The sequence below is a fragment of the Ferrovibrio sp. genome (assembly GCF_964218355.1).
In the GTDB taxonomy this organism is placed as follows: domain Bacteria; phylum Pseudomonadota; class Alphaproteobacteria; order Ferrovibrionales; family Ferrovibrionaceae; genus Ferrovibrio.
The window spans coordinates 151234-163521 of record NZ_CAXPMC010000008.1; the positions used below are offsets into that span (position 1 = coordinate 151234).

The 12288-nt window shown below is 69.3% G+C and carries 10 protein-coding genes and 1 pseudogene; 3 read left to right on the forward strand and 8 right to left on the reverse strand.

The genetic code is table 11. The annotated features are described in order from the left end of the window. The first annotated feature begins 72 nt into the window (after positions 1 to 72). Complete coding sequence (locus ACEQZY_RS04055; RefSeq protein ID WP_341704238.1) at positions 73 to 1158, forward strand: DUF2855 family protein; 1086 nt, start codon at positions 73 to 75, stop codon at positions 1156 to 1158. 85 nt (positions 1159 to 1243) lie between these two features. On the opposite strand, the gene hemW is transcribed toward ACEQZY_RS04055, so the two are convergent. Genes hemW through rph form a run of 3 tightly spaced genes read right to left on the reverse strand, consistent with a single transcriptional unit; the run spans position 1244 to position 3774 of the window. After that, complete coding sequence (hemW, locus tag ACEQZY_RS04060; RefSeq protein WP_370152477.1) at positions 1244 to 2449, reverse strand: radical SAM family heme chaperone HemW; 1206 nt, start codon at positions 2447 to 2449, stop codon at positions 1244 to 1246. After that, on the reverse strand, positions 2430 to 3053 hold the full coding sequence (gene rdgB, locus ACEQZY_RS04065; RefSeq protein ID WP_370152479.1) for an RdgB/HAM1 family non-canonical purine NTP pyrophosphatase: 624 nt from the start codon (positions 3051 to 3053) through the stop codon (positions 2430 to 2432). The genes hemW and rdgB overlap by 20 nt, the downstream gene beginning before the upstream one ends. 4 nt (positions 3054 to 3057) lie before the next feature. Beyond that, positions 3058 to 3774 (reverse strand): ribonuclease PH, encoded by a 717-nt coding sequence (gene rph, locus ACEQZY_RS04070; protein WP_341704241.1) that lies wholly within the window; start codon positions 3772 to 3774, stop codon positions 3058 to 3060. Positions 3775 to 3959: 185 nt separating this feature from the next. Here rph and ACEQZY_RS04075 point away from each other — a divergent pair, with 185 nt between their 5' ends. Further along, on the forward strand, positions 3960 to 5429 hold the full coding sequence (locus ACEQZY_RS04075; RefSeq protein ID WP_370152481.1) for an alginate export family protein: 1470 nt from the start codon (positions 3960 to 3962) through the stop codon (positions 5427 to 5429). A gap of 99 nt (positions 5430 to 5528) precedes the next feature. On the opposite strand, the gene thrS is transcribed toward ACEQZY_RS04075, so the two are convergent. The 4 genes from thrS to ACEQZY_RS04095 form a co-directional block, all read right to left on the reverse strand. Then, complete coding sequence (gene thrS, locus ACEQZY_RS04080; RefSeq protein ID WP_370152483.1) at positions 5529 to 6761, reverse strand: threonine--tRNA ligase; 1233 nt, start codon at positions 6759 to 6761, stop codon at positions 5529 to 5531. A 252-nt stretch (positions 6762 to 7013) separates the two neighbouring features. Next, positions 7014 to 8012, reverse strand: coding sequence for an alpha/beta fold hydrolase (locus ACEQZY_RS04085; protein WP_370152486.1), 999 nt, complete (start codon positions 8010 to 8012; stop codon positions 7014 to 7016). Between the two features lie 147 nt (positions 8013 to 8159). Further along, positions 8160 to 9617, reverse strand: coding sequence for an amidase (locus ACEQZY_RS04090; RefSeq protein WP_370152488.1), 1458 nt, complete (start codon positions 9615 to 9617; stop codon positions 8160 to 8162). A 73-nt stretch (positions 9618 to 9690) separates the two neighbouring features. Further along, positions 9691 to 10611, reverse strand: a complete 921-nt coding sequence (locus ACEQZY_RS04095; protein ID WP_341704246.1) for an AraC family transcriptional regulator — start codon at positions 10609 to 10611, stop codon at positions 9691 to 9693. Between the two features lie 116 nt (positions 10612 to 10727). Between ACEQZY_RS04095 and ACEQZY_RS04100 the strand changes: the two genes are divergently transcribed. Continuing rightward, positions 10728 to 11345, forward strand: coding sequence for a hypothetical protein (locus ACEQZY_RS04100; RefSeq protein ID WP_370152491.1), 618 nt, complete (start codon positions 10728 to 10730; stop codon positions 11343 to 11345). On the opposite strand, the pseudogene ACEQZY_RS04105 reads toward ACEQZY_RS04100, so the two are convergent. Further along, a pseudogene (locus ACEQZY_RS04105) lies at positions 11324 to 12288 on the reverse strand (hypothetical protein); the annotation flags it as partial. The gene ACEQZY_RS04100 and the pseudogene ACEQZY_RS04105 overlap by 22 nt on opposite strands.

Here is a 12288-nt window from a genome sequence, read left to right on the forward strand (position 1 = left end):
GAAAATTGTCACGGTGCTGCCCCATTGTCCGCGCTAGACTGGCAGCGGATACTGTGAGCACTGGAGGAAACCATGACCGCGAGCATCGCCAGCTTCGTGATCGACAAGGCCGACCTGAGCCGGACGGCCATCGTCGACACCCCCCTGCCCGCCCTGCAGCCGGGCGAGATCCTGCTGAAGGTGGACAGCTTCGCCTTCACGGCGAACAACATCACCTATGCCGAGATGGGCGACCGCATGGCCTACTGGGCCTTCTACCCCGCCGGCGACAACCGGGGCATCGTGCCGGTCTGGGGCTTCGCCGATGTGATCGACAGCCGGCATGACAGGATCGCCAGGGGCGAACGCATCTACGGCTTCCTGCCGATGGCCACCCATGCGGTGCTGCAGCCGGAGAAGATCACCGATACCAGCTTGGTCGACGGCACGCCGCATCGCAAGGCACTGCCGCCGGCCTACAATTTCTATGTGCGCACCACCGGCGACACCGCCTTTCTGCCCGAGCACGAGCCGCTGCAGGCCCTGCTGCGGCCGCTGTTCATCACCGCCTTCCTGATCGACGACTTCCTCGCCGACGAAAAATTCTTCGGCGCGCAGACGGTCGTGATTTCCAGTGCCTCGTCGAAAACCGCCTTCGGCCTGGCTTGGCTGCTGCACAAGCGCCGCGGCATCACGGTGACGGGGCTGACCTCGGCCGGCAACCGCGATTTCGTCGCGGGGCTGGGCTGCTACGACCGCGTGGTGCTGTATGACGACATCGCCAGCCTGGATGCGGCACAGCCGGCCGTCTATGTCGATTTCGCCGGCAGCGGCGCGGTGCGCAAGGCGATCCACGAACACTATGGCGACGCGCTGAAATACAGCTGCGCCGTCGGCCTGTCGCATCGCGAGACCAGCCCGCCGGGCAAGGGCCTGCCGGGTCCGAAGCCGGTGTTCTTCTTCGCGCCGGACCGCATCAGGAAACGCACCCAGGACTGGGGCCGCGGCGGCATCGATACCCGCTTCGCCGATGCCATCGGCGATTTCCTGCCCAAGGCCGCCGGCTGGCTGCGCATCATCGAGGGCAGCGGCGAATCTTCCGTGGCCGCCGCCTGGCAGGCGACGTTGGCCGGCGAGGTGAAACCCGACGAGGGCCATATCCTCAGCCTGTGGGAGTGAATGTCCTTCGTCGCTCCCGCGAAAGCGGGAGGCCGGCATCTATTGCTGATCTGGGTCCCCGCTTCCGCGGGGACGACGGAAAGGGTTACGCCAGCAGCTTCGCCAGCAGGCCATCGAGCACGGCGCGGCCCTCGCGCGTCGCGACCAGGCGCTCCGGACTGCGCTGCAGCAGTCCGGCGGCTTCCAGCGGCGCGCTGCGTCCGGGCGGCACCAGATCCGCCAGCGAGAGCCCGCCGGTGGCGTCGCGCAGGTTGGCATCCCACACGCCTTCGGCCAGCCGCAGGCCCATCATCAGGGCCTCTTCGGCGCGCTCGCGCATCGGCACCGGCATTTCCGCCTCGCGGCCATGGCCCTGCGTTTCCACCTGCTCCAGCCAGGCTTCGGGCTTGCGGCGGTTCTGCACCGCGCGCCATTCGCCGGCACGCATGAAGCGCGCATGGGCGCCAGGCCCGAGCCCGAGATACTCGCCGCTGCGCCAGTAGACGAGATTGTGCCGGCTCTCGCCGCCGGGGCCCGAGTGATTGGAAATCTCGTAGGCCGGCATGCCGGCCTGCGCCATGATCTCCTGGGTCAGGTCATACAGGGCTGCCTGGTCGTCGGCCGGCATCGGCGCCAGCGCACCGCGCGCCACCGCGCCGGCGAAACCGGTATTCGGCTCGATGGTCAGCGTGTACAGCGACAGATGGTCGCCGGCGAGCCGCAGGGCTTCGGTCAGTTCGGCGCGCCAGCTTTCGGCGCTCTGGCCCGGCCGCGCGTAGATCAGGTCGAAGGACCAGCGCGGCACGGCTTTCGCGGCCGCCGCAATGGCGGCCCGCGCCTCGCCGGCATCATGGGCGCGGCCGAGGAATTTCAGCACATCGCCATCGAAGCTCTGCACGCCGATCGACAGCCGGTTGATGCCGGCCGCGGCGAAGGCGGCGAATTTTCCGGCTTCGGCCGAGTTCGGGTTGGCTTCCAGCGTGATCTCGACATCATCCGCGAAACGCCAGTGCCGGCGCGCGGCATCCAGAATCGCGGCCGCCGTATCGGGCGGCATCAGCGACGGGGTGCCGCCGCCGAAGAATACCGAGGTGATCTCTTCACCGGCGCCGATCCCGGCCGCGGCATAATGCCCAAGCTCGGCCAGATACGCCGCCTGCCAGCGCGCGGCATCCACCTGCGCGCGCACATGGGAATTGAAGTCGCAATAGGGACATTTCGAGACGCAGAAGGGCCAGTGCACATAGAGGCCGAAGCCCCGGCGCGGCGCGGCCCGCTGTGGCGTGGCGATGCTATCCGCGGAAACAGGCATCGATCAGCAGCCGGAAGGCGCGGGCCCGGTGGCTGAGGCCGTGCTTCTCTTCCGGCAGCATCTCGGCAAAGGTGCGAAAGCCATGGCCGACCTCTTCCTCGGGCACGAACATCGGGTCGTAGCCGAAACCATGCTGCCCGCGCGGCGGCCAGTCCAGCCGGCCCGGCGCCAGCCCCTCGAAGCTGTCGACATGGCCATCGGGCCAGGCCAGCGACAGGACGGAGACGAAGCAGGCATTGAACGGCGGTTCGACGCCCTTCTCCTGCACGGCACGCCACACCTTGTCCATGGCGTAGTTGAAATCCTTCTTCGCGCCGGCCCAGCGCGCCGAATAGATGCCCGGCGCGCCATCGAGCGCCTCGACGCTGAGGCCGGAATCGTCGGCCAGGGCCGGCAGGCCCGAGGCGGTGGCGGCGGCCAGCGCCTTCAGCTCGGCATTGGCCACGTAGGTATCGCCGGTCTCTTCCGGCTCGGGCAGGCCGAGATCGCCGGCAGAGACGGCATCGACACTGAACGGCGCCAGCAGGTCGCGGATCTCGACCAGCTTGCCGGGATTGTGGGTGGCGACCACCAGCCGGCCGCCGGGAAAGCGCCGCGCCGCCACGCGGTTATTTCCCCACGGCCTGGCGCTGCAGCGCCATCAGCTCGGCGATGCCCTTCTTGGCCAGCTTCAGCATGGCGGCGAACTGCTCTTCCGAGAACGGGTCCTTCTCGGCGGTGCCCTGCACCTCGACGATGGCGCCCGTGTCGGTGAGGACGAAATTCGCATCGGCCTGGGCGGTCGAATCTTCCGCATAGTCGAGATCGAGCACCGGCTGGCCGTCGGACAGCCCGCAGCTGACCGCGCCGACCTGGCCGATCAGCGGGATCTGCGCGATGGCGCCCTGCTTCACCAGCCCGGCAAAGGCGAGATACAGCGCCACCCAGCTGCCGGTGATGGCGGCGGTGCGGGTGCCGCCATCGGCCTGCAGCACGTCGCAGTCGAGCCGGATCTGGCGCTCGCCGAAGCCTTCGAGATTGGTGACGGCGCGCAGGCTGCGGCCGACCAGGCGCTGGATTTCCTGGGTGCGGCCCGACTGCTTGCCGCGCGAGGCCTCGCGTTCGGTGCGCGAATGGGTCGACCGCGGCAGCATGCCGTATTCGGCCGTCACCCAGCCGCGGCCGGTATTGCGCAGGAAGGGCGGCACGCGCTCCTCCACCGTGGCGGCGCACAGCACATGGGTCTCGCCGAATTTCACCAGGCAGGAGCCTTCGGCATATTTGGCGAAGCCCGGCTCCAGCCGGACGGGGCGCATCTGGTCGGCTTGGCGGCCGCTGGGACGCATGGGTCTCTCCTTGCGGGGACGGAAAAATGCGGAATGGAAAAGCCGTGCGGTTCTAGTCGATAGGCCGGGGCGGGACAAGCCATGCCGGCCGGCGGCTGTATAATATAACAGGATGGATTTGTTGTTCCGCCGCTTCTGCGCTATGAAACTGCCACCAGCTCTTCGGAAACCGGGGGAAGTCCGTCATGTCGTACCGCCCGCTGCCGCCCCGCAGCGCCGCCCTGCTTGCCGCCGCCGCGCTTCTCGCCTCCGGCCCGGCCCTGGCCCCGGATGCCCGCGCCGGCGATGAGGACCAGCCGGGCCTGCACTACCGGGCCGGCGCGCTCGACCTCACCCTCACGCTGGAAGCCGGCTTCGGCCTGTTCAGCGCCGCCAATGCCGGCAACGGCATCGGCAGCACCAGCCGCACCGGCGAACGCGCCGGCGGCCGCGCCTGGGCCGAGGGTTTCGTCGCGCCGGGCCTCGCCGCCAGCTATGACCTCGGCGGCAGCCGCCTCTATGGCGGCATCAAGGCCGTGGGCAGCGCCACCCGCGGCCAGGGCGAGGCACAGGCGACCTCGACCACCAGCGACCGGCCGGAGCATCTCGGCCTTGAGGAAGCCTATCTCGGCTGGGCATCCGGCAGCAGCGTCGCGGCTCTGGGCGAGGACGCCATCGACATCTCGGCCGGCCGCCAGGGCTTCAGCGTCGGCGACGGCTTCCTGATCGTCGACGGCGCCGCCGAGGGCAACCGCCGCGGCGCCTATGTGATCGGCCCGCGCGGCGCCTTCGACCGCACCGCGATCCTGCGCGTCAACACCGCGCCGGTGCGTGCCGACCTGTTCCACCTGCAGGGCAGCACCGACCAAACCCTGATGCGTGGCACGGATGCTGCCGCCACCCGCCTCCATGGCGGCAATATCGAATGGTTCGGCGGCGAAGATGCGGCCCGCAGCGACTACGCGGCGCGCAGCTGGTATCTCGGCGCCACATTCCTGAACCTGTACGAGGCCGACCGCGGCGTTGCCGCCGCCCGCGACGGCATGAAGGTCTATGCGGTGCGGACCGGCGGCACCCTGCTCGGCAGCCTCGGCGAGGCGTTCAGCGATTTCGCGCTCTATTCGGAATATGCCGTCGAGAAAAATGACGGCGCCGGATCAAAGAAAGACGCCAGGGCCTGGTATGTCGAGCCGCAGTATACCTTCCCGGCCCTGCCATGGACGCCGCGGATCAGCTACCGCTATGCCCGCTTCAGCGGCGACAACAATTCATCCGACGGCGCCGACCATGCCTGGGATGCGCTGTATTCCGGCGGCGGTGCCCGCGGCTTCGGCAGCTGGGACCAGGGCGAGATCTATGCCCGCTATGTCGGCGGCAACAGCAATGTCGCCAGCCAGATGATCCACCTGCGCAGCCAGCCGACGGATGCACTGGCTGTGGGTGCGATCTGGTACTGGCATGCCTATGACAGGCGCCCCTCCGGCGTGACCGACGATGCGCTGATGCGCGAGGTCAATGTCTATGCCGAATGGGAAACGCCGCTGCCGGGCCTCAGCCTCGCCGCCGTGCTGGGCGCGGCGCAGGCCGGCCGGGGCCGCCGGCAGGAACTTGGCACGACGGATGCCAATGACCGCACCACCTGGCTCGGCCAGATCGTGTTCGGCTGGTCCTTCTGAAGCGGCGTCACCGGATCTCCGCTTGCGCGGGGATGACGAGAAAAAGAGTTGTCGTCGTTCCCGCGCAAGCGGGAACCCAGCCCCGTCGCAGCATGCGCCTCACTTCACCGCCTGCCCGCGCAGCCGCCGCCCGATCTCGGCCAGGGCCATCTCCTCCTGCCTTCCGTCGCGCCAGCGCAAGCTGAGCGTGCCGCGTTCCATCTCGCGCTCGCCGGCCACCGCCAGCACGGGCACGCCCTGCTCGCGCGCCTCGGCGATCTTGCGGCTGAGCCGGTCGCGGCGGATATCGGTGGCGACCCGCAGCCCTTCGCGCCCCAGCACCGCGGCAGCCTTGCGCACATAACCCTCCTGCTCGCGCCCGATGCTGGCCACCATCACCTGTTCCGGCGCCAGCCACAGCGGCAGCGTGCCGCGGTGATGTTCCAGCAGCATGCCGATGAACCGCTCCAGGCTGCCCAGCACGGCGTGATGGATCAGCACCGGGCGGTGCCGGCGGGAATCGCTGCCGACATAGCTGGCATCCAGCCGCTCGGGCAGCACGAAATCGAGCTGCGCCGTGCCGCATTGCCACGCCCGCCCGTGGCTGTCGCGCAGGTGGAATTCCAGCTTCGGCCCGTAGAAGGCGCCCTCGCCGTTGCGGATGGCGAAATCGAGCCCGGCCTTGCGGGCGGCGATCACCAGCGCCGCCTCGGCGCGATCCCAGGTGGCATCGTCGCCGGCGCGCTTCGCCGGCCTTGTGGAGAAGAACACCTGCGGCGCGCCAAAGCCGAAATCCGAATAGATGTCCCGCAGCAGCTCGCAGAAACGCTGCACTTCCTCCTCCACCTGCTCTTCGGTGCAGAAGATATGGACATCGTCCTGCGTAAAGCTGCGCGCCCGCATCAGTCCCTGCAGCGCGCCGGAGGGCTCGTCGCGGTGCACGGCACCGAATTCGAAGTAGCGCAGCGGGAGATCATGCACCGAGCGGACACGCTTGCGGAACAGCTGGATCTGGCCGGGGCAGCTCATCGGCTTCAGCGCGAAAGGCCGGTTGCCCGAGCTGACGCGGAACATCTCATTGGCGAATTTTTCGGCGTGGCCGCTCTGTTCCCAGAACGCCCAGGACAGCAGCTGCGGCGTGCGGACTTCCATGAAGCCGGCCTCGCGCATGCGCCGGCGGATATAGTCCTCCACCACGCGGTAAATCGCAAAACCGCGCGGATGCCAGAACACCATGCCCGGCCCTTCCTCCTGCTGGTGGAACAGGTCGAGCCGCGTGCCCAGCACGCGGTGGTCATAGGCATCGGGCGCCTGCAGGCGGTCCGGTCTCAGTTCGGGATCGAGGCTGTTCATGGTCGTCTCCGTCGGTTGGCGGAGGCCGGCCGGGCAGCGGATAAACGAGACCCTGAAACGACCGGGGCCCCGTCCGTCGCCGGCGGGGCCCCTGGTTTCTCGTGCTGTGCTCTATCTGCTCACGCGCGACGTCCAGGCTCCCCGCCGGTGGCGGTAACCTTAATAACGACGGTGGTGAGAATGGTGCGCTGCATGGTGCTGCGGACGGTAAGCGGCATGCCGCGCGCCGTCAAGACAGAAAATTGCGCCGGTTCAATCGACGAAAGCGACGAGGGCGGGGATGGTCGTTTTCGGCGCCTCCTCCATCAGCCAGTGGCCCGCCCCGGCCACCACCTGCCCGTCCACATTGCCGGCCACCAGCCGGGCCTGATCGATCAGGAAGGTGCCGGAGGCCTTCTCGCCGGCCAGCACCAGGAAGGGCATGGCAAGCTTGGTCGCCCCGAACCCGGCAAAATCCTTCGCATCCTGTTCGAAGGCCTTGAAGTATTCGAAGCCGGCCCGCATGCCGCCGGGCTGGGCATAGGCCGCCGCATAGAAGCGGCGGTCGGCCTCGGACAGCGAACGCTTGGGATCGGCGGCAAAGTCATTCCAGAAATGCTCGAAATAGATCCGCTCGCGACCCTTCACCAGCGCCAGCGCCGTCTTGCCGTGGAAATGGAAATGCCACAGGTCGCGCAGCAGCCACACCGTGGTCCAGTCGCCAATGCCGGGCAGGAAGGCATCCATCAGCACCACTTTCGTGGTTTCCTGCGGATACTGCGCGGCATAGGCATAGGCGACCATCAGGCCGATATCGTGGCCGACCACCACGGCGCGGTCATGGCCGAGCGCCGCCACCAGCGCATGGACATCCTGCGCCATGGTCTTCTTGTCATAGCCGCCCGCCGGTTTTGCCGAACCGCCGGCGCCGCGCAGGTCCGGCACGATCACGGTATGGCGCTTTGCCAGTTCGGCCATCACCGGCAGCCACATATGCCCGGTCTCGGCGTAGCCGTGCAGCAGCAGCACGGCGCTGCCCTTGCCGCCGGTGCGATAATACAGGCTGGTGCCGTTGACCTTCGCGGTGGCGGCGCGGAAGCCGGCCGGCAGCTTTTCCGCCGGCATCGCGGTCGTCCCGGCGGCGGTTTGCGCCCGGGCGGCGGGGCCCGGCAGCACGCTGCCGAGAAGAAGGAAAACGGCGGCGAGAATGACGGCAGGGGCAGATGCCGGGCGCGGCAGCGACCGGCAGGCAGAGCGCAGAGCGGTGATCATGGCGGTTGTCCCGGCGGGTGAGGCTGCATCACTGGGCGCAGGAATCCGCATCGCCGTAAAGAACAATTCTGCGCCGGCCAGCGCCGCAGCCGGCGAATTCACGCCGCTGACATAAACCCGTATCCAGCCCGCCCAGCCATCGGCCTGTCAGACCCGCGGCGGCGGCACGAAGCCGCCGAAAGCCTCGGCCACCAGCTGCGCGAACATGATCGTGGTGCGGTCTTCCAGGAAGGGCCCCACCGCCTGCATGCCCACCGGCAGGCCGTTTGCCGCGATGGCGACCGGGAAGGCGGTCGCCGGCTGGCCCGTGAGCGTCGCGATGCTGGACCACAGCGGCAGCTGGCCGTAGGGCACCGGCCGGCCGTCGACCTGCACCATGCGGCCCGCCATCGGGCCATGGTCGTGGGCCAGGGCCGGGGTCGGCATCACCGGGCAGAGCAGCACGTCCCAGTCGCGGAAGAAGCGCCGCCACTGATGGGCCAGGCCGGTGCGCAGGAAATCGGTCTGCATCCAGCCGCGATGGCTCATCACCAGGCCATGCTCGACGATGCTGCGCAGGTCGGCCGCCGCTTCCGGCACCGCCCCGGCGCGGATGACGGCGGAGTCGTAATCGGATTGCGGCATGGTGCCGCCGATGAAGGCCATCAGCAGCCGCAGATAGGTGCTGCCCACCAGCCCGAGATCGGGCAGGGCGGCGCTGTCGCGCCCGACCCGGCAGCCGGCGGCTTCGAGTCTGCCGGCCAGATCGTTCAGCGGCCCGCGCACGGCGGCATCGGTGGGGGTCAGCGGATGCTGGTCCACCACGAAGACGCGATAGTCTTTCAGCGCCCGGTGCCGCGGCGGCGGCAGCGCCAGTTGCCAGGCGGTGCCTTCATGGTCGTCGGGCCCGGCCAGCACGTCGAGGCCCAGCATCAGGTCTTCCGCCGAGCGCGCCATCGGGCCGGAGACGGCAAGGTCCATCCGCGCCGCCAGCGACAGCACCGGAATGCCCGGCGGGGTCTGGCCGCGGCCGGGGATGATGTCGCTGGAAGGCTTGTGGGCATAGACGCCGCAGAAATGCGCCGGCACCCGCAGCGAGCCGGCGAGGTCCGAGCCCAGCTCCAGCGCCACATAGCCCGCCGCCAGCGCCGCCGCCGAACCGCCCGACGAGCCGCCCGGCGTGTGATCGGCGCTCCATGGGTTCTTCGAGGTGCCGTAGGGCTCGTTATAGGCCTGCCAGTCGGCCAGCAGATACGAGACGTTGGTCTTGCCCAGCAGCACCGCGCCGGCCGCCTTCAGCCGCGCCACCGCCACGGCATCCTGCGCCACCGGGATATGCTGCTTGCCGGGCAGGCCCCAGGTGGTCGGCAGGCCGGCGACATTGAAGCTCTCCTTCACCGTGACCGGCAGGCCGAGCAGCGGCCGGCCCGCCACCTCCCCTTTTGCCAGCGCCGCGTCGGCGGCTGTCGCGGCGGCGCGGGCGCGGTCGAAATCGCGCACCACCACGGCATTGAGAACGCCGTCACCGGCCTCGATGGCGGCGATCGCGGCCTCGGTCAGCTCGGCCGACGAAACCTCTTTCGCGCGCAGGGCGGCGGCCAGCGCGGTGGCGGTGCGGTATTCCATATCGATGTTTCTCCCGTGATGCCGCGTCCGGGGCAGCATAGCCTGCCCGCCCCTGCGGAAGGCAAGCCGCGCGTCACTTCAGCGGCAGGCAGATATCGGTCAGCAGCTCGGTGGGTGCCACCTCGCGCGGATTGTTGAGGTAATCCTCGAAACAGGGCGCATCGGCGGCCTCGCGGCCCGACTGCACCAGCCATTCGCCAAACAGCCAGTCATAGGCCGGGCGCATGTCGGAATACGGCCCCTTGTGGCGCAGCACCGCATAATCGCCGCCGCGCAGGAAGGCGCGCTGCAGCGGCGGCGCCACGGGGAATGCCGCATCGGACAGCAGGATGCCGGCGGCCGAGCGCAGCTCGGCTTCGGGCACCACGGTCGGATCGGAATAATAGACGCCCTTCATGCACATGTCCGGCCGCAGCAGGCCGCGCGCCGCCAGCGTGCCGAACAGGGTCTCGAAGGCGCGGCCGATCTCCATGTAGCTGCCGCGATGCGGGATCACCACCAGGGCGGCGGGTTCGAGGCTGCGGATTTCGACCTGGTGCATGGCGGCATCTCCGGTGCGCGTGGCGGACTGGGTGAAGCGGGTGTGGCTGCCACGTCTGCGGTATTCGGCCGGCGGCAGGCCATACTGGTCGCGGAAGGCGCGACTGAAGGCGGCGAGACTGGCATAACCGGCGCGCGGCCAGATCGCGTCGAGCGGCAGGTCGGTCTGGCTGAGATCGGCGGCGGCGCGCAGCAGCCGCAGGCGTTTCACCGTGCCGGCGACGGATTCACCATAGACCGCCTGCCAGGTGCGGTGCCAGTGCCAGGGTGACAAAGCCGCCACCCCGGCCAGCGTATTCAGGTCCGGCGCCTCGTCGAGATGGGCGTAGATATAGTCGATGACGCGGGTGAAACGGCGGATATAGCCGGCCTGGCTGGCGCTGTCGGCCGGTACCGCAGATCCGGCGGCGGGCGCTTCCGAAGCATCGGGATCGAAACGGGCGGGACCGGACATGGCGGCGGCACCTCGGCTGGATGAGCGACAGTTGCGGCATCGACTGGGGCAGACGCTAGCATGGCCGCTTTTGACAAATCTTGCGGAAGTGGGATGGCGGCATGATAGCCTGCGATATGGCTCCGCTCCGCTCCCTGCTGCCGCTCGCCGCGCTGCCGGTCATCGCGCTGCCGGTCATCGCGCTGCTCGCTGCTGTTGCGGCCGCGCCGGCGCAGGCCACCGATGCGCGGGCGGCCGATGCGCGGACGGCCGATGCGCGGGCGGCCGACGACACGCTGCCGCCGGTGGATCCGCCGGGCGTGTGGCATCGCATCGGCCTGACCGCCGAAACCACCACCAGCACCTGCATCGGCAACCCGGTGACGCCGCTCTGCGCCCTGGATACCTGGTATGCCTGCTTCCTGCGCGACCAGCCGGAACTCTGCCGCCTGATCGAGGCCGGCGTGGTGCCGCCACCGCTGCCGCAGCCGCGCAGCGTCAACGAATGGCGGGAATACCGCGTCGTCTATGCGCGCCGGCCATCGGCGCTGGACCCGGTCGACCGCAGCACCGAAGGACCGCTCAAGGCCCAGCCGGGCGATATCCTGATCGGCGTGATGGCACGGGTCTGCTACGACAGCCTGCAGGCACCGCGCTGCCAGACGAATATCGAGAACGATCCGCCCGGCGTGTTCATGCTGCGCAGACAGGGCGACATCTGGACCAACCCGTATTATTTCCGGCCGCGTTTCTGACCGGGCGCCACTGGTGATGCCGGCGGTGATGCGGGCGGCGCCAGCCGGGCGATGCGATCGGTCTCGCCGGCACTGCGCGGCTTGCCGTCGAGGCGGGTGCGGCTCAGGTTTGCCAGCAGCCGGTCGCGGCGGGCGGGATCGCCGGCCGCGGCACGGATGGCGGCGAGGCTCTCCGGACCCATGCGGCCATCGACCTCGACCCTGCCATCCGTGCCGTTCACGGCCTGCTGCAGAAACTGCGTGCCGAGTCCGCGCCCGTCGAGAAACAGCGTGTCCGCCACCGCACGGGCGACATCGCCCGGCAGATTCTCGAGCGCGGCGGCGCCGCCCACCGTATGGAGAACGTCGTCGAAATACGCGCGGTAGACATGCAGCTGCTGCGCCGGCGTCAGATCGGCCGGCGCCAGTGTGGCCGGCAATCCGGCCAGCAGGCCGCGCCGGCGCATGTCGGCCAGTGTCGCCGGCAGGATGCCGCCCGCCGCCCTGCTCTCCGGATCGACCATGCGGCCGCCCTCTTCTGCATAGAGATGCGCATAGACGTCGCGCTGGACCGGGCTGTCCGGCATCAGCCAGTCCTGCGCCGCCTGGAAATCGGTCCAGGCATCGCGGTTTTCCGGTCGACTGAAAATCGCGGTCTTGTGCGGCGGCACCGGCACTGACACCGGCACTGACACCGGCGGCGCAGGCCGGCGGATGGTGATGTAGCTGTCCGGCAGCGGCACGGACTGCCGGGCGGGCGCGGCATCGGCCCGTGCACCGGCATCCGCCCGTGCACCGGTATCCGCCCGTACACCGGGCCGCGCCTGCGCCTGCGCCTCATGCCGGCGGTCGATGTCGTCGGGTGTCGGGGCCGGGCCCATTCTGTCGCCCACGGCATCGCGCAGGGCGGCCATGGTCTCGCCCTCGCCATTGGGGCCGACGCGGCCATCGGCCCCCAGCGGCA